The sequence below is a fragment of the Alicyclobacillus vulcanalis genome, from assembly GCF_900156755.1.
In the GTDB taxonomy this organism is placed as follows: domain Bacteria; phylum Bacillota; class Bacilli; order Alicyclobacillales; family Alicyclobacillaceae; genus Alicyclobacillus; species Alicyclobacillus vulcanalis.
In genome coordinates this window covers 22,268-44,313 of sequence record NZ_FTOO01000001.1, presented here as the reverse complement: position 1 = coordinate 44,313, position 22,046 = coordinate 22,268, and the positions used below count along the sequence as shown (strand labels likewise).

The window sequence follows — 22,046 nt, the reverse complement described above, 5'->3', positions numbered from 1 at the left end:
AGCGTCCCCTTACCGCGCAACCCTCACGCGCTGGCGCGTGCGCGCCGACTCGAGGCACGCTTCGAGGACGCGCATGTTGGCGATCGCGTCCTCCGGGGGAAAGGCGAGCGGTGCGCCTTCGAGGATGGCGCGGCCGAGATCGTCCACCTCGAGCGCATAGGGGTCGAGCGGCTCGAACGTCTCGACGCGCGCTTCGCCGCCGGCTTCGATGCGAAGCGTCACGGGCTCGCCGAGAAACGCGCGCTCCAGCGTGAGCCGCCCGTCCGCGCCGATGACCTCCAGCTCATTCCGCGCAGCTGCCCACATGCCACAGTCGAAGATGAGGGAGACGCCGTTGGCAAATTCGACGAGGCCGGACAGGTACATGTCGACGCCGTCGTGCTCGGGGGAGAAGAAGGCGTGGGCCGCGACGGCCTCCGGCTCCTCGCCCAAGATGAGCCGGGCGGCCGAGATGGGATAGCAGCCGACGTCGTAGAGCGAGCCTCCGCCCCAGTCGCGCCGGTAGCGGATGTTGCCGCGATCGGCCGCATTGTTGAACGTGAACGAACCGCGAATCCCGCGCACAGGGCCGATGGCGCCTTGCGCGACGAGCTCCAGCACGCGCCGGTAGCGCGGATGATGGCGGTACATGAACGCCTCCGCGAGCTTGACCTGGTGCGCACGGCACGCGTCGACCATCTCCTGCGCCTCGCGGGCATCGAGCGCGAGCGGCTTCTCACACAGCACGTGCTTCCCGCGAGCGGCCGCTTTGAGGGTCCACGGCTTGTGCAGGTGATTCGGCAGCGGAATGTACACCGCATCGACGTTCGGGTCCTCAAGCAGCTCGTCGTAGCTGCCGTAGGCGCGCCGGGCGCCAAAGCGGTTGGCCACCTCCTCGGCTTTTGCGCGATCCCGGCTGGCGACGGCATAGAGTTCCGCGGTCTCCGACGCGAGAATCCCTGGAATGAGCTTGCGGACGGCGATGTCCGCGCATCCGAGAATTCCAAAGCGAACCCTGGTCATGCAAGCACCTCGTTTCGCGACACCTTTGTCGCGCCATGCGCGACTTCGTGATCTCATCCTCATTGTGCCACACGGCGGCCGCGTGCGCTGCGCCGGGCGCCGAGCGCCTTGCGCTTTCGGCGCGAACGGTGTCGGCGAGATCGGATCTCCCTTGTCGAAATCGGGCTCCGAGATCGGATCACCCGTGTCGAATCCGGGCTCCGAGATCCGATCTCTCGTGTCGAACAGGGGCGACGAGATCGGATCTTTTTTCGAACAACGCTTGAGACCTGGCCCTCACGGATAGAAACGGTTTGCGACCGGCTTTGGCCGGCGAGCATAATGGGGACGAGGTGATTTGCGTGCATCCTGGCCTTCGAACGGCCTTCGTTGCGCTCGGCGCTGTAGCGGCGCTCGCGGGGTGCGGGACTCCGCTCGCCACGCCTGTCTCCCCCCATTCGACAGCGACCGACGACCAACTTCCCGAAGGCGCGTCGCCTGGCGCGCTCGTGGCCTGTGGATCGACGGAAGTGGCGGAGTACGCGAACGGAAAGTGGATCTACTTCCCAGCATCTTCGATTTTGAGCGCGCCCTCGACCATCTTCGAGTCGGTCGACGTGTCGCCGACGGGCGAGGTGGCCGCGGTGACAAGCGGATCGCCCGACGCGTCGACGCCGGGCATGTCGTCCGCCAACATGCTGTGGACCTACCACAAGGGTTGGCATCTCGTCTCCATTCACAACGATACCGACGTGCAACTGCACAGCTTTGGGCCGGATGGCACCCTGTACGTGGTGCCGGACGACGGGACGCTGGCTGGCATTTGGAAGCGCACTGCAGCTGGGTGGCAGCAGCTTCCGGGCAGCGCGGCGCTCGGCTACATCACGTCGCTCGCCTGGTCGCCGAAGGGCGTGCTGACCGCCGTGTCAGTGCCGCAGAACGGGGCGAGCACGGTCTGGCAGTTCGAGAACGGCCGATTTGTCGCCGTGACGAGCGATCACGCCCCGTTTGCGGCCGACTCGCTCACCGTCGGCTTCGATCCCCAGGGCGATCTCGCCATCGGGACGAGCGCCCACGGCGTGTGGATCGAGAAGAACGGACGGCTCGTCCAACCTGGCGGCGTGCCCTGCCCGGTGGAGGACGTGGGTCAGTTCGCGTGGTCGCCCGCGGGGGTCCTCACGGTGAGCGGCAAGGCCGGATCGCAAAACGGACTGTGGCAGTTTTCCGACGGACACTGGCAGCAGGTGCAGGGCGCGGGCCCGGATATCGGCGCAGATAAGATCTATCAGTTCAGATGGTCGCCAAGCGGCGTGCTGACGGTGAGCGACGCCACGCGCTGCCAGATCTTCGAGCTGGTGAAGGGGCGCTGGGTGCCCGTGTGGACGAAGACGCACGCGACGGACCGAAACGCCACCCCGCCGAAGTTCGCCTGGTCAGCGCAGGGCGTGCTAGTGACGAACGGAGGCGATCTCGGCGGGCTGTGGGCGCTCGAGCCAAACGGCAGCTTCGCGCAAATCGGCGGCAAATCCTCGCCGTTCACCGGAGAAGTCGGCGTGAGCTTCACGTTTGCCCCCGCTCGGCTGGTGCGCGGCTAAGCGCGCGGGTGCGGCGAAGGAATTCCGGCGGCGGATGGCGAATTCATCGGGCGACGCTTTGATTGCGCACAAAGGATGATGAACCATTTTGCACCCCGTTTCGCAGGTGTATATTCCGACGCTCGTGATGATTTCGTACGTCGTCGCCGCCCTCGCCGCGTACGCCTCGCTCGATCTCGGCCGCCGCGTCCTCGAGACACGGGCGAGCCGCCAACTCGGGTGGGTCGCGCTGGGCGGCGTGGCCATGGGCATCGGCATCTGGTCGATGCACTTCGTGGCGATGCTGGCCCTCATGTTGCCCGCGCCGATGTCTTACAACTGGGGCATCGTCGCGCTCTCGCTGCTCTTTGCGATGCTCGGCCCCGGAGCCGCGCTGTACGTCGTGGCGCGTTCCGCCTCGCCGGCCAAGCTCGCCTATGGCGCTGTCCTCATGGGCGCCGGGATCGTCTTCATGCACTACACCGGAATGGCCGCGATGCACGTCGAGGGCGGCGACTTCTTCTACCGCCCCGGCCCGTTCGCCTTGTCGGTCGTCATTGCCGTCGTGGCGTCGTACGCGGCGCTCTGGCTCTCGTTTCGGCTCGCCACCGCGCGCGGTTGGATCGCCCAGGTGGCGCGCGTGGGCTGCGCCTTGGTGATGGGCATCGCCATCGCCGGCATGCATTACACCGGCATGTGGGCGACCGTCTTCCTGCTGCCGGCGCACACATCGAAGCCGCCGATGCCGTACAGCGGCCCGTTGGCGGTCGTGGTGGCCGTCTTCAGCGCGGTCGTTCTCATCGCGGCCATGGCGACGGTGATGCTCGACCGGCGGCTGCAGGCCGACCGCAGGCAGCTTCGGCTCGCGGACGAGCGATTCCGCTCGCTCTTCACGCACCATTCGGACGCCATCGTCGCGCTCGACACGCGCGGCGCGCTCGTCGATCTCAACCCCCGCGCGAAGGAGCTCTTGCCGCCCGAGGGCTTCCGCTCCACCCGCGCGCTCGCCCACATGGTCGATCGGCGGGATCGACCGCGGGTGTTCGCCGACTACCGGCAGGCGCTTGCCGGGCGCACCACGAACGGCGAATTCCTGCTCCGGGCCCCTGCGAAGCCGCGCCACATGAGCGCCACGCACATCCCCATCGTGCTGGACGACGAGATCGAAGGCGTGTTTCTCGTGGCGCGGGACGTCACGGCCGAAAAGGACGCCGCAGAGCGCATGAACTATCTCGCCTACCACGACACGCTGACGCAGCTCGCCAACCGGCGCCATTTTGAGGCGCGGGTCGACCAGTTCATCGCGGACGCCGGCCCGGGAGACGAGCTGCAGATTTTGTTTGTCGATCTCGACCGGTTCAAATCGGTCAACGACACGCTCGGACACGAGTTCGGCGACAAGCTGCTCCAAGAGATCGCCCGCATCCTGCAGAACGCGGCGGGTCAAGATGCGCTCGTGGCGCGCATGGGCGGCGACGAGTTCACCATCACGCTGTTTCGCCAGCCCATCCATCGCGCGATCGCCATCGCGGACGCCATCCTCGAGCGGTTGCGCAAGCCGGTTCGGGTCGGCGACCGGCCCCTTTACATGACCGCGAGCCTCGGCATTGCGAGCTTTCCGCAGCACGGGTTGACGCGCGACATGCTGTTACGGCACGCGGACCTCGCCATGTACACGGCGAAGGCCGAGGGGCGAAGCACCTACCGGTTGTTCGAAGAGCGCACGGCGCAGAGCGCGAAGAGCAGGCTGGAGCTCGAGCAAGAACTGCGCACTGCGGCGGAGCGCGGCGACTTCGAGCTCTATTACCAGCCGAAAATCGATGTGCGCGACAAGCGCATCGCGGGCGTGGAGGCGCTCCTGCGCTGGCGGCGCCAAAACGGCGAATACGTGCCGCCGTGCGAGTTCATCCCCATCGCCGAGGAGACGGGCCTCATCGTGCCCATCGGCGAATGGTGCCTGCGGACAGCGTGCCGCCAGGCCAAGGCTTGGCTGGACGCCGGTCGGCCGCTGCGCGTGGCCGTCAACCTGTCGCCGTACCAGGTCCTGACCGACGGCTTTCTCGACGTGGTCCGCGAGGTGCTCGAGGAGACCCAGCTGCCGCCCGTCTACCTGGAGATCGAGGTGACCGAGAGCTCCATGATGGACGCCGATCGCGCCGAGAGGTTCCTCTCCGGCTGCCAGGCGCTTGGCATCGAGGTGTCGCTCGACGACTTTGGCACGGGCTACAGCTCGCTGAGCCGCCTGACGCATCTGCCGCTCAACGTCGTGAAAATTGATCGCGCCTTCACGCAGCGGGCGGTCGAGGGCGGCAAGGCGCGCGCGCTCGTGGCGAGCATCGTCGACATCGCGCACAACCTTGGCATGCGTTGCGTCGCCGAGGGCGTGGAGACCAAGGAACAGCTGTCCGTCATCGAGGCACTCGGCTGCGACGAGGCCCAGGGCTTTTATTTCGCCCGCCCTGTCCCTCCGTCGGACCTCGAATCGCTGTCCATCACGGCCGGATGAGGAGGGAGACGATGGCCCGGTTCAAAACCGCACTCGTGGGCTGTGGACAGATGGCCCACACCTGGGCAGAGCTTCTCCAGCACGAGGGGGACGTGGAATGGGTCGCGTTGGTCGACGTGGACGCGAACCGGGCCCACGCCTTTCGCGAGAGGCACAGGCTAGACGCGCCGGTCTACGACGACGTCCACGCGATGCTTCGCGAGGCCGCGCCCAATGTCGTTGTGGATACAGCCATTCCGGAGGCGCGGCGCGCCATCGTCGTGGCCGCGCTCGAGCGCGGGTGCGACGTGATCGCCGAAAAACCGTTTGCGCCCACCCGCCAAGACGCAGACGCGATACTCGCCGCCTTGGCGCGCTCGGGGCGGAGGTACCTAGTGATGCAGAACCGGCGGTATGAGCCAAACCTGCGCGCCATTCGGCGGGCCATCGAAAGTGGGATGATCGGGCGCGTGGAGCAGGTGCATGCGGATTTCTTCATCGGCGCCCATTTTGGCGGCTTTCGCGATCACATGGCGCATCCCCTGCTCTTGGACATGGCCATTCACACGTTCGACCAAGCGCGGTTTTTGCTGGGCGGCGCCAGGGCGGAAACCGCGCAGTGCCTGGCCTTCAACCCGGCGAGCTCCTGGTACGAAGGGGCATCGAGCGCGGTGTGTGCGTTTGAGATGGAGGGCGGCACCGTGTTCAGTTACCGCGGCAGCTGGTCCGCAGAGGGATTCCGGACGTCCTGGGAGTCCGCGTGGCGCATTGTCGGGAGCCGAGGGACCATCCTGTGGGACGGCGAGGGCAAGCCTGAGGCGGACATCGTGGAGGCGGAAGAGGCTTTTCTTCGGCCGTGCCGGCGCGTGGCCATCGACGTCGATGCGATGCCGGAAGTGGGCCATGCGGCCTGCCTGCGCGAAATGCTGGCCGCGCTCCGATCCGGCCGCCCCTCGGAAACCGAGGCGGCCGACAACATCGAGAGCGCGCGGATGATGTATGCCGCGATGGAGAGCGCCGCCACTCGAGCTGCCGTGCGCGTCGCCGACGGCAGCCCCGTGGCGCTCCGCTTGTAAGACGGCAGCCCTGTGGCGTTCCGCTCGTAGTCAGAGCTGTACAGCCTGTTTCGCCACCTCGCCGCGCCGGCGCAGGCGAACCGGTGCCGTCTCGCGGATGAAGAACGCGATGATGCCGCTTACAAACGCCCCCGCCGCGGCGATCCACATCGGCGCAGGCAAGCCGAAGTGATCGGCAGCGACACCTGCTACGGTCGGCATCACCGCGCCGCCGATGAGTTCCCCGACCATCTGGACGAGGCCCACCGCGGTGCCGACGTATTTCGGCGAGAGCGACTCACCCGGGATGACGACCATGAACAGCGGGAAGCAGGCCTGCCCCGCGCACGTCAAGAAACCGAGCAAGCACATCAGTGGGACGGAGCCGTGCACAAAGATGAGGACGAGCGGCGACAGGACGGCGATGAACGAGAACAGCACCAAGGTCGGCCGGCGCCCCCACTTGTCTGAGATGAACGGACCCATGAATCCCCAGAAGAAGGTGCCAAGCCCCATGGCCGCAGAGATGAGGCCCATCTGCTGGCCCGTGTAGCGATCGTACTCGACGAGAAACGTCGGAGCGAAAGAGGTGAAAGCAAACAACCAGGTCATCATGAGGATGGCGATGAAGAGCGTGAACCAGATGTTCCAGGTGCGGAACACCACGGGAAAGTCCTCTTTATGCAACCGGTGCTCGCTCTTCGCCAACTCTTCTTTCGACATCCGCTTATTTGGGTCTTTCATGCAGAACAGGAGCACGAAAAACATGATGAGTCCGGGAATCCCGGCGACGTAAAAGCCTGCGTGCCAAGAGTAGTTGGACGCGGCCCAGGTCAGAATGAGCGGGCCAAACGTCGAGCCGATGAGTCCAAGCGCGCTTTGAACGAAGCCCATGTTGAAACCGCGCCGGGCCTCGGTCGAATCGGCCATCACCGCGGCCTGCGCAATCGGCAGCACGGGTCCCTCGGAGACGCCCATCAGCGCGCGAACGCCAAGCATCTGCCCGAAGTTTTTCGCCAGACCGGTGAGGAAGGACAACAGCGAGAATGCCAGCGTGATAGGCACAAGCACATTTTTGCGCGAGCCCAAAAAGTCCGAAATCGTTCCGAACAGAAACCCCGACAGTGCCCAACAGATGGCGAGAACGGACACGATCAAACCGAGCTGAGCGTCGTTCAACTTCAAGTCCGGCGCCAGGTACGGGAATAGGTAGACCACGCTCAGGCGCTCCATGAATACAAAGCCAAACGTAAAGAACATCATGAGGACAACGCCGTTTTCGTAGCGCCAGAACGGCTTCTGCGGTCCCTGATCCATGCTTGGACGTCACCCTTTCCTCGTCGTGATTGTCGACTCTTTTGTCAACCGCACGAGTGCGAAAACCCACCGCAACTGCAACCGTTTTCAATCACTGCAATCGCATCATCGGCCTCCTCCACGTCGAAATCGCCTCGCTGCCTCTCAAACTACCCCGCAGCTCCTGACCGATCAACGGCTCCATTCCTACATGCGGAACGACGCTCCCATTTTTGTCTGACAATCTAGCATTACAATATAGGAATACGATATGGATGTCAATGAGGACGACAATGCGTTTCATGAAAAGCCCGCTCGGGGCGAGCGGGCTTATCGAGAGACGCAGAGCGAGCCGCGGGCGACCTTGCGCGGTTCCACCGTTCGGCCTAACGCCACTGGCGCCAGTCCCGCCAGGCCATGCGCACGAACATCGCAGCGGCTCCAATCGCAGACACCGACCCCACGAACACAGCCAAGACGAGCCACGCCCCCCAGGGATTGAAACCCTGCGCCTGAGATACTCCCGCGTTCGCGTACGCTGCGAGCACGTACTGTTCCGCGAACATCCATACGGAGACCACCGAGATGAGAAAAAGTGCGACGCAACCCACGGTGAACCATTTCGCGCGCATCGATGTCCACCTCCTGCGAAGTAGACGATCCCCCGGCAGAATCTGTTTCACCCATTCTCTGTCCGCTTCACCATTTCGCCAAAAAACGGTCATGTAACTGTTAACAACGCACGCCGTTCTGCGTTTCAGCGCCGCACGTCTCGCCGCATACTGGGCATGTACGGTTTTTGAACTCATTTTGAGGAGGTGAGGAACTCACATGTCCTGGAGGCTTTGCCTCGCCCGCCTGGCACGCTGGCCCGTCGCCTTGATGGCGCTTGTCGGCACGGTTTTCTTTCACGCGCCTTGTGTCGCGGCCCACGCGTACGTCGTCCACGCTTCTCCGGCGCCCGGCCAGTCCCTTCCGTCTTCCCCCGGGCATGTTCAGCTCGTCTTCGACGAGCCCGTCCAACTGATGCCGGGAGGCCTCACCGTCACCAACGTCGACAACCAGCGCGTCGATCTCGGCGACGGTCACCAAAACCCCGCGCGCGCCGATGAACTCGATGTCTCCGTACCCAAGGCCCTGCCCAAAGGGCTGTACACCGTCCATTGGCAGGTCATCTCCGCCGACGGGCACCTCGTGTCGGGGACCCTTCCCTTCGGCGTCGGGATCGATCTCCGCTCGCTCGAACTCGGCACGACCGAACAAGGCTATCAGCCCGGCTTCTGGATGCTCGCCGATCGCGTCCTCATCTACGCAGGGCTGGCGCTAGCCCTCGGCGGCTTCGTGGGCCTTCTCGTGGCAAGGCGCGCTCTGCCCATCCCGCAAAACCGCGTGGGCCGCCGCCTGGCGCTTGTTGGCCACGCCCTCCTCGTCGTAGGTATTCTCTTCGACCTACCGCTCGAGACCGCCATCACCTGGGGGCTTCACGGCCTGGCCGCTTACGAGCCGCGCTATCTCGCGCGGACGCTCAACTTTACCCGCTTCGGCTACCTGTGGGTCGTGGAGCTCATGCTCGCCGCCGTGATTCCGGCCATCCTCGCCGCGCTGTCGCCAGCGAAATCGAAGGCGCGCACGTTGGCCGCCATCGCCCCACTGTTCGCCATGCCGGCGGCGCTCGCGATGCAGGGGCATGCTGTGGCCGAACCCCATCCCGCGCTGCCCGTCCTCGCCGTGGCCCTGCACGCCCTCGCGGCGAGCGTGTGGGTCGGTGGCATCGCGCAGATGGTGGCGCTGGTGGTCCAGGCAGACCGCATCCCGTCGCCGACCGACGCCGAGCTGCGCGCGGCCATCCGTTCGTTCGGCTGGACGGCGTTCACCTGTGTCCTCGCGCTGGCAGCCACCGGCGTGTATTCGGCGCTCCTGCACGTGCCCACGGAATACGCCCTCTTTCATACCGGCTATGGCAAGGGCCTATTGGCGAAAGCCGGACTCTTCCTCGTCATGCTGGGCCTTGCCGCCATGCACGCGCTCACGCCGCGGCCGAGGCGGTCCACGTATCGCACGTGGATGGGCCTCGAACTTGCGGCGAGCGCCGTCATCTTCGCGATCACGGCCGCCATCAGCAACTTGCCCACGGCCGAGATCGCGCCCGGGCCGTTTGACGGCGTGAAGCGAGCCGGGCCCTATGAAGTCGAACTGTCGATCACGCCGAACCGCGCAGGCGCCAACGGGTTCGTCGTGCACGTCCGCCACCAGGGCGAGCCGGACACGGCCATCCAGCAGGTGGAACTCATCCTTTCGCAGCCGAACACGTCCGCGAATGCCTCACCGGTCGTGCTTGCGCCGAAAGCCCCAGGCACCTACAGTGCGCGGTCGCTCGCGCTGTCGGGCGGCGGAGCGTGGGACGCCGAAGTCCAGGTGCTGACGTCGGATTTTGAGGTCTTGACGTTCGACTTCCCGATTCACACGGGCGTGTAGTGGACAAGGATCATGCGAACTCTCGAGCCCAAAGCTCGCGAAGCGGAAAGGAGACGGGACAAAGTGAAGATTCGGAAGGCAAACCCAATCACGCGCTTGCGCTGGTTGAGCGGGATGGCCGGAATGGCTGCCGCACTGTGCGTGGGCGTGACCACGGCATCCGCGCATGTCGTCGTCAGCCCAGACACCCCGAACCCCCCGACGGCAGGCGGCTTCGAGCAATACACCATGCGCGTGCCCTGCGAAAAGTCCGTTCCCACGGTGAAAATTGTGCTCAAGCTGCCAAAGGGCGCGTCGTGGGTGGCCTACGAGCCCGTGCCGGGGTGGAAGGTGAGCGAAAGCCAGGTGAACGGCCAAACGCTCGTGACTTGGCAAGCGACGAACGGAGGCATTCAGCCGGGCCAGTTCCAGTCCTTTTCGTTCCTCGCCACCAACCCCAAACAACCCGGCGTATACGCCTGGGACGCGTTCCAATACTATCGCGACGGATCCATCGTCCCGTGGACGGGCGAGCCAGGGAGTCCCACGCCTCACTCCACCACCCAGATTGTCGCCGCGGGTGCGCAGGATACCGCCAGCTCGCCGAGCGCCCCCGCACCCGCGGGCGACGCCAACGACGCCACTCCCCAGGCGCCCGCCAACTTCGGGATGGGATGGACCACGGCCGACTTCATCAGCTTGGCTGCCGCCATCGTTTCCTTGATCTTGGGCGTGACCACGCTTGTCTTAAACGTCAGGCGCGATCTCGACCGCCCCTAACGCCGCAGCTGGCCGGCGCATCAAAAAAGGGACAAGCCCCGTACAAGGGCTTGTCCCTTTTTTCACGGATCGCGCGGTCACACGAGCGCCAACTTCGTGAGCGCCGCTGCGATGAGCCCCGACATCGGAATGGTCACCAGCCACGCCACCAAGATGCGCCCGGCCACGTTCCAGTGCACCCCGCGCGCCCGCTTCGCGGCGCCCGAGCCCATGATGGCGGACGAAATGACGTGCGTCGAGCTGACCGGCAACTTGAACAGCGTGAAGCCGAAGATGATGATCGAACTCGTCAAATCCGAGGCGAACCCGTTGATGGGCTCGATTTTGATGATCTTCGATCCGACCGTCTTGATGATCCGCCAACCGCCCGACGCAGTGCCCAACCCCATGGCCACAGCGCAAAGCGTCTTCACCCACAGCGGAACGTGCATCGTGTGCTGGTAACCGCCCGCGATGAGCGCGAACGTGATGACGCCCATCGTCTTCTGCGAATCGTTCGTGCCGTGCATGAATGCCTGCGCGGCCGCCGAAAAGACCTGAAGCACCCGGAACACTCGGTTGACCCGGTGGGGTGACCTCCAGCCAAACGCGCCTCGAAACGCCAGCATCACGGCGAAGCCGAGCACGAAGGCGCAGATGGGCGAGGTGATGAGCGCCTCGATGATCGAGGTGAACCCGGCGAGATCGACGGCGTGAAATCCCGCCGCGCCGATCACGGCGCCGGTCAAACCGCCGATGAGGGCGTGCGACGAGGAGCTCGGAATGCCAAAGTACCACGTGAACAAGTTCCAAAAGATCGCGGCCACGAGTGCACACAGCACGACGACGGTGCCGTGCGGGATTTTCAGCGGATCGGCGATTTTTCCGCCAATCGTCTTCGCCACGCCGGTAAAGGTCATGGCGCCAATCAGATTCATGGCGCCTGCCAACAGCACGGCGGCGCGCGGCGACAACGCGCGCGTCGATACGCTCGTCGCGATGGCGTTCGCCGTGTCGTGAAATCCGTTGGTGAAATCGAACACCAGTCCAAGAATGACGATAAGCACGATGACAGCCAGCATGCGGACGCACCTCAAGCGTTTTTCAGAATCACGGACTCGAGCACGTCCGCCACATCTTCACAGCGATCGGTCACACTCTCCAGGATTTCGTAAATCTCCTTCAGCTTGATGAGCTCAATGGCGTCCTTGCTCTCGGCAAACAGCGATCGCAGCGCCGCGTGGAGCAACTGGTCGCCGTGCTTCTCGAGGACATTCAGTTCCTTGACGTGATCGCGAATCTGGAGAAGCTTCCGCTCGTTCAGCTTGCGGATGGCTTCCTGGATCTCCTTTGCGCTTCTGTGGATGTCCTTGGCAAACTCAATCATCGTCGGCGTCGATCCCGTCACGTCGTACAGCGTAAACCGCACGCTGCACGCGTGGATGCCGTCGATGATGTCGTCGAGCGTCGTGGCGAGCGTGACGTAGTCCTCTCGCTCAAGCGGCGTGATGTACGTGTTGTTGAGCAGCGAAATGAGCTTCGAAATGAGTTCGTCGCCCTTGTCCTCGTAGGTCTTCATCCGGCTCGCCAGCGCCCCAAAGTCGCCCCCCTGCTCCAGCTCGCGCTGGAAGGTCTCGGTCGCCTGGGCGATGTTCTCGGCGATCTCGACCAGAAACGCAAACAGCTGATCACTGCGCTTCGACACGGCTCATCCCCCATTGAATCGAATCGTTAAGAAACTACATGATTCGCGTAAAGATGTCGTGGTCTTTTTGTTAAGTTTCCGTAAAGCCTCGAGCAAGTTCGACAATGTTCGAGACTTGGACACAATCACCTGCACGTTGTGAAGTGTGCCCACCGCTTGCGGGATGATGTCCCCGCCTGCGCGCATGCGCGAGGCCGCTCGTCTTTGGGGTCAACTGGAAGCGGCAGGTCGTGATTTGTGCACAAGAGGCGGCGCGGAGGAATCGCATGTTCTGCGCGAAATGAGGCACGTTAACCGCGAGGTGGTTGAAGATGTCTCGACGTCATCGAGCGCTCATGGCGCGTCAGGAAGACGACCATTGGGGATGGCCCGTCATCGGGGGGATTGGACTAGGCCTCGGGGCCATGTTGATCTGCATGCCGCAGAGCCGGAATGCGATGTTTCACGCAGTGGAGCACGCGTTCGACCGTTCGCGAAATGGAACCCAGGGCTCCTTCGCGCCCTCTCGCCGACATGGCTCCTACGGGCCGTGACGCCCTTGCTTGGTTCGGGACGTGACGGCGCCCTCACCGCTCGCCCTGTGCCGCGAGTTGAATGCGCGGTTTGACGCGCTTCTCAGGCCGCAGCCACGCAACACGCGCTTCCTCAGGCCGCGGCCACGCAACACGCGCTTCTCAGGCCGCGGCCGCGCAACACGCACTTCTTAGGCCGCGCAACCGGCGCGGCCTCACTTGCCCATCGTGGCGCGCGACGTGACGCGAGCGCGAGGACCCGCGAAGAAGTCGTGCAGGACGAGCGCCGCCGAACCAATGGCGCACGCATCGCGCCCCAAGGCCGAAGGCTGGACGACGACTTTCGCATACGGACTCACGAGGCATCGCGAGACAATGGCCTGCTGAATCGCGTCTGTCAACATGCGCCCGGCCTCCGCGAGGCGATTGCCGAGAATGATCATCGCAGGGTTCAGCCCGTTGACCAGATTGACCGCGCCAGCGCCCAAGTATCTTCCGACCGTTTGAAACGCCTGGAGCGCGGCCGGATCGGATGCTCGAAATCGGGCGAGCACCTCGTCAAAGCCGAGTGATTCGCCCGTCAGCTTCGCGTACGCCGCGATGAGCGCCTGCTCGGACGCGTACAGTTCCCAACAGCCGACGTTGCCGCACGGGCAGGTGTCGCCGTGGACGTCGATGCTCATGTGTCCGAATTCCCCCGCCACGCCATCCGCGCCGCGAATCAGCTCGTCCCCGATGACAATGCCCGTTCCAATGCCGGTGCCCGCGCTGATGTACACCAGGCTCGACACGTGCGTGGCGGCCCCATACAGCTTCTCGCCCAGCGCGCCCGCGTTCGCCTCGTTGTCGACGAGCACCGGGATGCCAAACCAGCTCTCGATCATCGCTTTGAGGGGAATATTGTCCCATTTGAGGTGAGGCGCGCGCAGCACGACGCCGCGCGCGAAGTCGACAAGCCCCGGCACGCCCACACCGATGCCGATGACTCCGTAACGGCTTTCGGGTGCCTCCGAAATCGCCTGGGCGATCGCGGCACGGAGCCGTTCCAGCACCTCTTCCGCCCCCAGGTCTCGCGGCAGAGGCTCTTCCCGCACCGAGAGCGCCCTTGCGGCAAAGTCGGTGACCGCCACCCGCACGTATTCGACGCCGAGTTCTACGCCGAGCACGCTGCCCGCGCCGGCGTTGAACAACAGCATGATCGGGCGGCGCCCCACGCGGGATCTCCCGTGTCCCACCTCCACCACCAGGCCTTCGCGGATGAGCTCATCGGTCAGAGCCGATACCGTCGCCTTGTTCAGGCCCGTCTCGCTCGAAATCTGGCTGCGCGAGATAGGGCTGTGAAACCGGATGCGGTTGAGGACGATGGACTTATTGATCTCCTTCATCAGCGCCTGATCTGCCGTCTTCTCCAACACGAGTCTCCCCTGCGTGATGATGGATACCGTTCGTGACGTTCTCCCTCATTGTACCTCATTTCATGGGCCAAAAGCGCAAGTGAAGGCGCTCCGCCGACCCCTGCGGAGCGCCCTTCGTTTCTGCGACCTCAATGGACCTATTCGCGTCAGACGCGCTCAATGTGCACTTGGCTTTGGTAGACCTTCTCGCGCTCGATTTCCGCCACCTGACCCTCGAGGCGGACCATGCCTCTCAAGCGAATGTCTTCCGACGACGCGCCCACCATGAACTCGATGTCGCCCGGTTCCACGACAAACCGCATGTCGCGATCGTAGAAGCCGAACTGATGCGCAGAAAGGCGAAACCGCACCCTGGCCTGCTCGCCTGGCGCAAGCCCCACGCGCGCGAAGCCGCAGAGCACCTTGACCGGCCGCGTCACATCCGCAGCGACGTCCCGGGCATACAGCTGCACCACCTCATCCCCGTGCCGCGGCCCCACGTTTTCGATCACGCACGAGACCTCGACCTCGCCGTGCACCCCAATGGCGCCAGGCGTGATCGCCAAATCCCGATACGCAAATTCGGTGTACGACAGCCCGTGCCCAAATGGATACAGGGGCAGGTTGCTCTCGTCCACGTACGCGCCTTTCCAGTGCGAGCGCCCACCGGACGGCTTGTGCCCGTAGTAAATCGGCACTTGTCCCACGCTGCGCGGGATGGTGATGGGCAGCTTGCCCGACGGGTTCACGTCGCCAAACAGCACCCCCGCGACGGCCTCCGCGCCTTCCTCGCCGGGCAGCCACGCCGCGAGCACGGCATTTGCCCGCGCCGCGATGTCGGGAATGGCAAGCGGACGCCCGCTCACGAGCACGACCACGGTCTTCGTGCCTGTATCCAGCACGCGGCGGACCAACTCCTCCTGCCGGCCGATGAGGCAGAGCGTCGCCCGATCTCGGGATTCGCCCGTCGTGCACGCGTCCGTCAGCCCGGCGCGATCGCCCACCACCACGACGGCCACATCGGCCGCGGCCGCGAGCTTCACCGCCTCGTCCAGCTCCGCGTCCTCGCCGTCCAGAATGCCGCAGCCCTTGGCATACGCCACGCGAGCCTCCGCCCCAGCGCGCTCGCGAATGGCCTCGAGGATGGTCCGCATGGGAATGAACTCGTCGACGTGCTTCACGCCGCTCGGCAGCGGAGTCTGGAAGACGTTGTCCTCGGACTGTTCCAGCAGCGACTCGATGTGACACGGGTATGCGTAGTCGCCGACCAGGTTGCGCGTGGTATGCGCATTGGGGCCGATCACGGCGATGGTTCCCTGTGCCACCAGCGGCAGCACGCCGTCGTTCTTCAGGAGGACCATCGACTTGGCAGCGGCCTCGCGCGCCACGCGGCGCTGCGCCTCGTTGTCGAACACGTCGACGGCCGCCCCCTCATCCACGTACGGGTGGTCAAACAGGCCGAGGCGGAACTTCCAGAGGAGCACGCGGCGCACGAGTTCGTCCACCTCGTCGGCGCTCACGAGCCCTCTCGCCACGGCGTCGACGAGCGGCCTGCTGTAGACGTCGCGCGTGGGAAGCTCCACATCGACCCCTGCGCGCACCGCGAGCGCAGCGGCCTCCGCCTTGTCACGCGCCACCTTGTGATACTCAAACAGCTGATTGACTGCGAAATAGTCCGATACCACCAGGCCGTCAAAGCCCCAGCGCCCGCGAAGGGTTTCCCGCAAAAGGCCGGGGTTGTCATGGCAGGGCACGCCGTCAAGCTCGTGGTAGCCCGGCATGATGGCGCCAAGCCCAGCCTCGCGCACGGCGGCCTCAAAGGGGAACAGGTACACCTCGCGCAGCTCGCGCTCCGGGATGTGCGCGGGCGCCCAGTTCATGCCCCCCTCCGACGCGCCGTAGCCCACGAAGTGCTTGCCAGTGGCCATGACGCCTTGGCTGAGATCCTCTCCCTGCAATCCCCGAACGTAGGCGATGCCCATCTGCGCCACCAAATAAGGATCCTCGCCGAACGTCTCCTCCACGCGGCCCCAGCGCGGATCCCGCGCCACATCGAGCAGCGGTGCGAGGGCCTGCCGAGCGCCGACGGCGCGCATTTGATCCCGGATGATCTCGCCGATGCGCCGGGCGAGATCGACATCCCACGTGCTTGCGATGCCGATGGTCTGCGGGAAGCAGGTGGCCCCCTTGGCCATGTAGCCGCTGCACGACTCCTCGTGGATCAGCGCAGGGATGCCGAGGCGGGTGTGCTCGCGCAGATACCGTTGAATGCGGTTGGCGAGCCGTGCCACGTCAGGCGGATCGAGGTTCGTGGCGCCGCCGATGCGCGTGATCTGTCCGATGCCTTGGCTTAAGACGTTGGCGGCCTTCTCCTCCGAAAATTCAAGTCCATCCAGGACCTCGAACGCCCAGATGGACGTGAGCTGAGCAACCTTTTCTTCGAGCGTCATATCGGCCATGAGCGCGTCCACGCGCGCCTCCACCGACTGGGCGGGATCGAGATATACCGGTGTCACGGGAAGCCTCCTCACTACTTGCCAAATCCAGCAAGCATACCTTGTCGTAGATAACGGCCTCCAAAGATGTAGGCCAGGAAAAGTGGAATTGCCGAGAAGACAACAGCCGCCATAGTAACAGGCACATCCATTGTATGCTCACCCTGAAACTGCACAATGGCAAGGGGGAGTACACGAACATTGGCGCTCTGTGTAAGCACGAGCGGAAACAAAAAGTTGTTCCAAGACTGTACGAACTGATACACTGCCACGGAAATAAGCGCCGGTCTAGCCAATGGAGCCACCAATCTGAACACGATTTGAAAGTCATTGGCACCTTCAATTCCCATGGCCTCGTACAGTTCATTTGGAATATCCCGCACGAAGTTCACCAAGATGAGTGTACTAAGAGGCAGAGCGAACGCCACCATTGGCAGTATCATTCCAAGCAGTGTATCGTACAACCCTAACTTCGTAATCAAGATGTAAACCGGAATGATCGCTGCCTGGACCGGAATTGCCAAACCCACAACGAACCAATTAAAGACCGTCCGAACTACACGATTCCTGGTTCGTACGACCACGTAGGAAAGCAGCAACGAAAACAGGACGATCAAAACGACCGTTGCAACTGACACAATTGCACTGTTCACAAAGGCCTTCACAAAGCCCGATTGAATGACTTGCTCATAGTTCTGGAAAGTCGGGTGCAAGGGAGGGACCCACGGATTCCCGAGCAGGTAACCATTCTGCGACCGAAGACTGGTCGTAAGAATATAGAATACGGGATAGCAGCCGATAATCAGCCAAAGGACTCCAAACAAAGTAAAAACAACATTCCCTACGGAGACGCGTCGCCAGGTTCGCACTGAATCACGCCCCCTCCATTTGACTTTCCATTTTATTAAAACCAGTAAACTTTAAGGTCAGAATCGACAATACGAGCCCAAATACGGCGAGAACCACAGCAACCACGCTTCCCGCCCCGATGTTAAGGTTTGTAAAGGCCTGTTTGTACATGTCGATGGCGAGCACTTGTGTAGCATCTCCAGGGCCACCATTGGTCACTACGTAAATCAAATCAAAGTAGGTCAAGGTGCCCGTTAGAATTAGCACTGTCGTCGTTGTGATGGTGTACTTCAATTGGGGGAGCGTGATCGAAAAGAATGTTCGAATAGGACCCGCTCCATCAATCATCGCCGCCTCGTACAGGGAACGTGGAATCTGTCGAACACCACTCTGATACAGCAAGGCATTGAACGGAATGTACTGCCAAGAAATGATGCATGCAATCACGAACAAAGCGATGTGAGGGTTTCCTAGCCAATTTTCAAACCCGTTTCCGATACCCAGTGACTTGAGAAGGTCATCCATGAGCCCGAAGGTTGGACTCAAAATGTAAGACCAGGTCACCCCAATTGCCACCGACGAGAACAACAGTGGTATGAAGTACAAGGCACCAAACACAGCACGGTGCCGCTGATGGCCTGCGGTAAAGACCCCAATCAGTAATCCAAGCGGGCTTTGTAGAATCCAACACCAAAACATTAAGGCAATGGTGAGCCAGAACGAGTGCCAGAGCTCCCCACTCTCAAGCATGGCACGCCAATTCGCGAACCCAACCCAAGACGCGGAACCGACGCCAGACCAGTTAAGGCCTGAGTAATAAACAGCAACAAACATGGGTATTAAAGCGAAGGCTGCAAAAAAGATGACTGCCGGCAACATCATTACAATGCGTGAAGCATTCAGTCGCTCACTAATCAAGCGCTCTTCCCCCAAACCAGGACGAGCTCGGCAACAAACCGAAGCTCGTCCTTTTTCGGTACGGACCGCGACACATTCGCAATTACTTGGTCAGGTAGCTATTCATATCTGCCTCGAACTGCGCAACGGACATCTGACCAACCATAAACTTACCGAGATCGGTATCGAGCTCGTTGCCCTCGGCAGTCGGAAGAGCCGTATCCCAAGATTGTTGGAAATACGGAGCATTCTTCGCCAAGTTATAGTAAAATGTTTCATAAGCTGAGTCCTTCTGCTTCTTTAGCTCGCTCTCGATGCCCTTCACAGCAGGAACGTAACCGATTTGAAGCAGGTCAGATACGTTCTTTGCATCGAGGTTGTCGTCCTTCAAGAAGGCAAGAGCGCCCTTGATCTTGGCTGCCGAATCATAGCTTGGGATGGAGTAGAAGTCACTCGGATTACCGCAAACGTCGTTGGGGTTACCTTTACCCCCGGGCACCGACGGGAACGGAAACCATCCAAGATTCTTTAGGAAGGCGCTGTCGTCGGAAGCAATCGTACCGTATCCCCAGCTTCCCATAAGCCACATTGCAGCCTTGCCGCTGTATAACAGCGCCGCATCAGACCCATTGTTGGAACCAATCGAGCTAAACCCGGGTTCGAAAGCGCCCATATTGACAAGTTGCTTCATCATGTTGAGGGCCTTCGTAATGACCGGATTCGACCATGAGCCAGGCTTGTTTTCCATGATGTTGTTAAACGGTTGCTGGCCGCCCAAACGATCAACAAGGTATTCAAAGTACATCAAGTCAGGCCAATTGTCTTGACCACCAAGGGAAATCGGAATAATACCCTTGCTCTTAAAGAATTGAATGTCGCTGATCAATTGTGTCCAAGTCTTAGGAGGCGTTAGATGGTACTCGCTGAAGAGTTGCTTATTATAGAAAAAGTTTACAGGCTGCAAGTTACCATACGGCACTCCGTATACGTGCCCGTTAAAAGTGATGGACTTCATCACAGACGGGAGAAATCGATTTGCCCACGACGGATCAGCCTTCAGATATGGCGTTAAATCAAGAACGTCTCCCGCCTTGATAAAGGTATACAGACGTCCTCCGCCCCAGTTGCTGAACACATCGGCGGCTTGATGCGCGCCCATCGCAATTTGCAACTTCTGTAAATACGGCGTGGACTCAAAATACTCACCCGTCATGTGGTAGCCCGGATGCGTAGCATTGAAACGAGCTATCGCTTTGTTGTCGACCTGCTCGGCTAGGCCGGAATCTACGTTCCATAGCGTCAGCTGTATCTGCTTGGCGCTGGCCGACCCACTCGGCTGCGTTGCATTCGTACCAGGTTGAGACGACGTGCCACATGCAGTCACACCAATAGTAGCCGCGACTGCTAGCCCTGCCATTGCGACTTTGCGTGACGCTCTAACCATTTCGCACTGCCCCCTTGTCGAATTAATTTGCTCAAAAAACAAATACACCTTGGATTATAATTCCCCAAAATCGATTTTGCAATCGCTTTCTACGGTTTATACACGCATAGTTTTTGTCGATAGCTCATATCAATTTGAACAGACCGGATTCCGTCGGAAACATTTTAGAATGAATGTTGAGCGCTCGTCGCCGTGAGAGGTCTACTAGCAAGATTAACCGCGTGCGATACAAGTTCATCGCGCGCAGCGACGTACCGAATCACGTTGAATAAGCGCGGGCGATATCATCGCAGTCTCGGTCTGACCTCTGTGATGCTCATCGTTTAAGAGAGCCATCAGTTTCTCAGCAGACCTGACACCCAGCTCAAACCACGGTTGTCTCACAGTGGTAAGAGCAGGAACCATGGCGTCTGCCACCGCGATGTCGTCAAATCCTACGAGAGATATTTCCTGTGGGACTTGAACCCCTGTTAACATCGCTTGGCGCAGCGCGCCTATAGCCATGTAATCGTTAAAGCAGAAGACAACTGATGGACGTTCGGGTTCTGCCAAAAGGAGTTCCATGCCCTTCTGGCCACCGTCGACGTCGAATAGCCCCTCGTATGTCCAGGCATCTTTCACATGCATTCCGAACTTTCGACAGTACGTTCTCGCCGCCTCGATTCGCTGGAGGCTGTCGACATGGCGACTAGGTCCAGTTATGAGTGCTAGTTCGCGATGGCCACAATGCCACAAATGCTCAATGACAAGCTTAACCCCCTTTGCTTGGTCCACCGCCACGCAATTGGGCACCTCAAAGGTTGGATCCCGTTGCAAATAGACAACCGGAAAGTCCTTTGGCAATGCCTGATTGAGATAGCTGGACACACCCAGAAACTGTGGCATGATCAACATTCCGTCAACCGAGTGTTCAAGAGCTTTTTTCGATAGAACATCAAGGTTTTCAAGTGTAATGATGTCAAACTGTACGGAGTATCCTGCCGAACCGAGCACATGGCATGCGCCCGCCGTCAGTTGGAACGCGTAGTCTACAAAGCGAAGATTCAAGTCGGTATTGACAAGGTAAATACCGATTGAGAAGACCTTGCCCGCTCGCAAACTGCGTGCACTCATTTTAGGATGATAGTTTAGGAGCTTGACCGCCTCCAGTATCCGTTTGCGCGTTTCCTCGCGGACAGGCCTAGTTCCGTTCAGTGCCCATGACACCGTCGTAGGTGATACGCCGGCCAACCGAGCAATGTCCTTGACAGTGGCCAACAGTTTCTCGCCTCCATTTTTGCGCCTCAAAGATTGGACAAGATTCCCTTACCTTTCGGTAAGGGAAATATATCCATTTAAATAACGTGTCTTCATCACCAAATTACTAAAACGATTTGGTTGCCGCAATAGGATTTTTCGGTCGATCTCGCCCAGGCGTGAACTCTTCCCGCGCATCGCCGGTCCATGCCTACGGTCATGGAAAGGAGTGATCGCGTGATTCACGCGGCGCTATTGAACCCGTTTGATGTGCACGTCTACCACCTGGTGAACGGTTTGGCAGGCAAGAGCAAGCTGCTCGACGACATCATGATCTTCTTTGCCAAGGATGCGCTCGAGCTGTACGCGGCGCTGTTTATCGCCTACTGGTTCGCCTTGCCGAAGCACGATCTCCAGAGCCGAAACCAGCTCGCGGTCGCGGGCTTCTCCAGCATTCTGGCGCTCGTCCTGAACGTGATCATTTCCCACTTCATTTGGTTTCGGCCGCGTCCATTTGTCGTGTTCCCCAAGGGCTCGTACACCCAGCTGATTCCGCACCCCGCCGACGCCTCGTTCCCGAGCGATCACAGCGCGGGATCGTGGGGCTTCGCAGGGGGTTCGTGGGGGCGGACGCCCAAGTGGATATCGGTGCCGTTCACGGTGATCGCCGTCGTTGTCATGATCGCGCGGGTGTTCGTCGGTGTGCACTACCCGACGGACGTCCTGGGCGGGATGGCCGTGGGCCTTGTGGCAAGCGCGGCGGTGCGCCCGCTCGCATCGCGCATCCTGCCTCTGACGCGCATGGTCGCCAAGCCGTTCGGCTACGGCCGAACCGCGGAAGAGTCGGCCCGCACAAAGCGCGCCTCGCGGGGCTGACCGCAGGGAATCGGCCTCCCGCCGCGCGCGTCAT

General features: G+C 61.6%; 17 protein-coding genes. 6 read left to right on the top strand and 11 right to left on the bottom strand.

Annotated elements, in window-relative coordinates; all coding sequences use genetic code 11:
- Positions 1 to 9: 9 nt before the first annotated feature.
- Entirely contained in the window at positions 10 to 1,002 is a 993-nt protein-coding gene (locus tag BW934_RS00200) for a Gfo/Idh/MocA family protein (protein ID WP_076343915.1), read from the bottom strand.
- 341 nt (positions 1,003 to 1,343) lie between these two features.
- Between BW934_RS00200 and BW934_RS00190 the strand changes: the two genes are divergently transcribed.
- From BW934_RS00190 to BW934_RS00180, 3 genes are all read left to right on the top strand, one after another.
- Positions 1,344 to 2,576: a WD40 repeat domain-containing protein gene (locus tag BW934_RS00190; protein WP_234969422.1), complete on the top strand. Its 1,233-nt coding sequence runs from the start codon at positions 1,344 to 1,346 to the stop codon at positions 2,574 to 2,576.
- Positions 2,577 to 2,664: 88 nt separating this feature from the next.
- On the top strand, positions 2,665 to 5,061 hold the full coding sequence (locus tag BW934_RS00185) for an EAL domain-containing protein (RefSeq protein ID WP_076343909.1): 2,397 nt from the start codon (positions 2,665 to 2,667) through the stop codon (positions 5,059 to 5,061).
- Positions 5,062 to 5,072: 11 nt separating this feature from the next.
- Positions 5,073 to 6,116, top strand: coding sequence for a Gfo/Idh/MocA family protein (locus BW934_RS00180; protein WP_076343907.1), 1,044 nt, complete (start codon positions 5,073 to 5,075; stop codon positions 6,114 to 6,116).
- Positions 6,117 to 6,146: 30 nt separating this feature from the next.
- Here BW934_RS00180 and BW934_RS00175 read toward each other — a convergent pair whose 3' ends face one another.
- Together BW934_RS00175 and BW934_RS00170 are read right to left on the bottom strand one after the other, a co-directional pair.
- The gene (locus tag BW934_RS00175; RefSeq protein ID WP_076343905.1) at positions 6,147 to 7,412 is read right to left on the bottom strand and encodes an MFS transporter; all 1,266 of its coding nucleotides are present in this window, start codon (positions 7,410 to 7,412) and stop codon (positions 6,147 to 6,149) included.
- Positions 7,413 to 7,777: 365 nt separating this feature from the next.
- Complete coding sequence (locus BW934_RS00170; protein WP_076343903.1) at positions 7,778 to 8,023, bottom strand: hypothetical protein; 246 nt, start codon at positions 8,021 to 8,023, stop codon at positions 7,778 to 7,780.
- Between the two features lie 199 nt (positions 8,024 to 8,222).
- Here BW934_RS00170 and BW934_RS00165 point away from each other — a divergent pair, with 199 nt between their 5' ends.
- Positions 8,223 to 9,866 carry a copper resistance protein CopC gene (locus tag BW934_RS00165; RefSeq protein WP_076343901.1) on the top strand — a complete coding sequence of 548 codons (1,644 nt, stop codon included), beginning with the start codon at positions 8,223 to 8,225 and terminating at the stop codon, positions 9,864 to 9,866.
- A gap of 63 nt (positions 9,867 to 9,929) precedes the next feature.
- Positions 9,930 to 10,625 (top strand): YcnI family protein, encoded by a 696-nt coding sequence (locus BW934_RS00160; protein ID WP_234969421.1) that lies wholly within the window; start codon positions 9,930 to 9,932, stop codon positions 10,623 to 10,625.
- A 77-nt stretch (positions 10,626 to 10,702) separates the two neighbouring features.
- On the opposite strand, the gene BW934_RS00155 is transcribed toward BW934_RS00160, so the two are convergent.
- The 8 genes from BW934_RS00155 to BW934_RS00115 form a co-directional block, all read right to left on the bottom strand.
- The gene (locus BW934_RS00155; protein WP_076343899.1) at positions 10,703 to 11,686 is read right to left on the bottom strand and encodes an inorganic phosphate transporter; all 984 of its coding nucleotides are present in this window, start codon (positions 11,684 to 11,686) and stop codon (positions 10,703 to 10,705) included.
- Between the two features lie 11 nt (positions 11,687 to 11,697).
- Entirely contained in the window at positions 11,698 to 12,309 is a 612-nt protein-coding gene (locus tag BW934_RS00150) for a DUF47 domain-containing protein (RefSeq protein WP_067846270.1), read from the bottom strand.
- A gap of 727 nt (positions 12,310 to 13,036) precedes the next feature.
- Positions 13,037 to 14,236 carry an ROK family transcriptional regulator gene (locus tag BW934_RS00140; protein WP_234969420.1) on the bottom strand — a complete coding sequence of 400 codons (1,200 nt, stop codon included), beginning with the start codon at positions 14,234 to 14,236 and terminating at the stop codon, positions 13,037 to 13,039.
- 146 nt (positions 14,237 to 14,382) lie between these two features.
- Positions 14,383 to 16,731, bottom strand: coding sequence for a glycoside hydrolase family 3 N-terminal domain-containing protein (locus tag BW934_RS00135; protein ID WP_234969419.1), 2,349 nt, complete (start codon positions 16,729 to 16,731; stop codon positions 14,383 to 14,385).
- Positions 16,732 to 16,745: 14 nt separating this feature from the next.
- Positions 16,746 to 17,579 carry a carbohydrate ABC transporter permease gene (locus tag BW934_RS00130; protein ID WP_076343895.1) on the bottom strand — a complete coding sequence of 278 codons (834 nt, stop codon included), beginning with the start codon at positions 17,577 to 17,579 and terminating at the stop codon, positions 16,746 to 16,748.
- A 4-nt stretch (positions 17,580 to 17,583) separates the two neighbouring features.
- On the bottom strand, positions 17,584 to 18,477 hold the full coding sequence (locus BW934_RS00125) for a carbohydrate ABC transporter permease (RefSeq protein WP_143232486.1): 894 nt from the start codon (positions 18,475 to 18,477) through the stop codon (positions 17,584 to 17,586).
- 82 nt (positions 18,478 to 18,559) lie between these two features.
- Positions 18,560 to 19,900 (bottom strand): ABC transporter substrate-binding protein, encoded by a 1,341-nt coding sequence (locus BW934_RS00120; RefSeq protein WP_076343893.1) that lies wholly within the window; start codon positions 19,898 to 19,900, stop codon positions 18,560 to 18,562.
- 234 nt (positions 19,901 to 20,134) lie between these two features.
- Positions 20,135 to 21,157 carry a LacI family DNA-binding transcriptional regulator gene (locus BW934_RS00115; RefSeq protein WP_076343891.1) on the bottom strand — a complete coding sequence of 341 codons (1,023 nt, stop codon included), beginning with the start codon at positions 21,155 to 21,157 and terminating at the stop codon, positions 20,135 to 20,137.
- Positions 21,158 to 21,373: 216 nt separating this feature from the next.
- Between BW934_RS00115 and BW934_RS00110 the strand changes: the two genes are divergently transcribed.
- On the top strand, positions 21,374 to 22,012 hold the full coding sequence (locus BW934_RS00110; RefSeq protein WP_076343889.1) for an undecaprenyl-diphosphatase: 639 nt from the start codon (positions 21,374 to 21,376) through the stop codon (positions 22,010 to 22,012).
- Positions 22,013 to 22,046 lie beyond the last annotated feature (34 nt).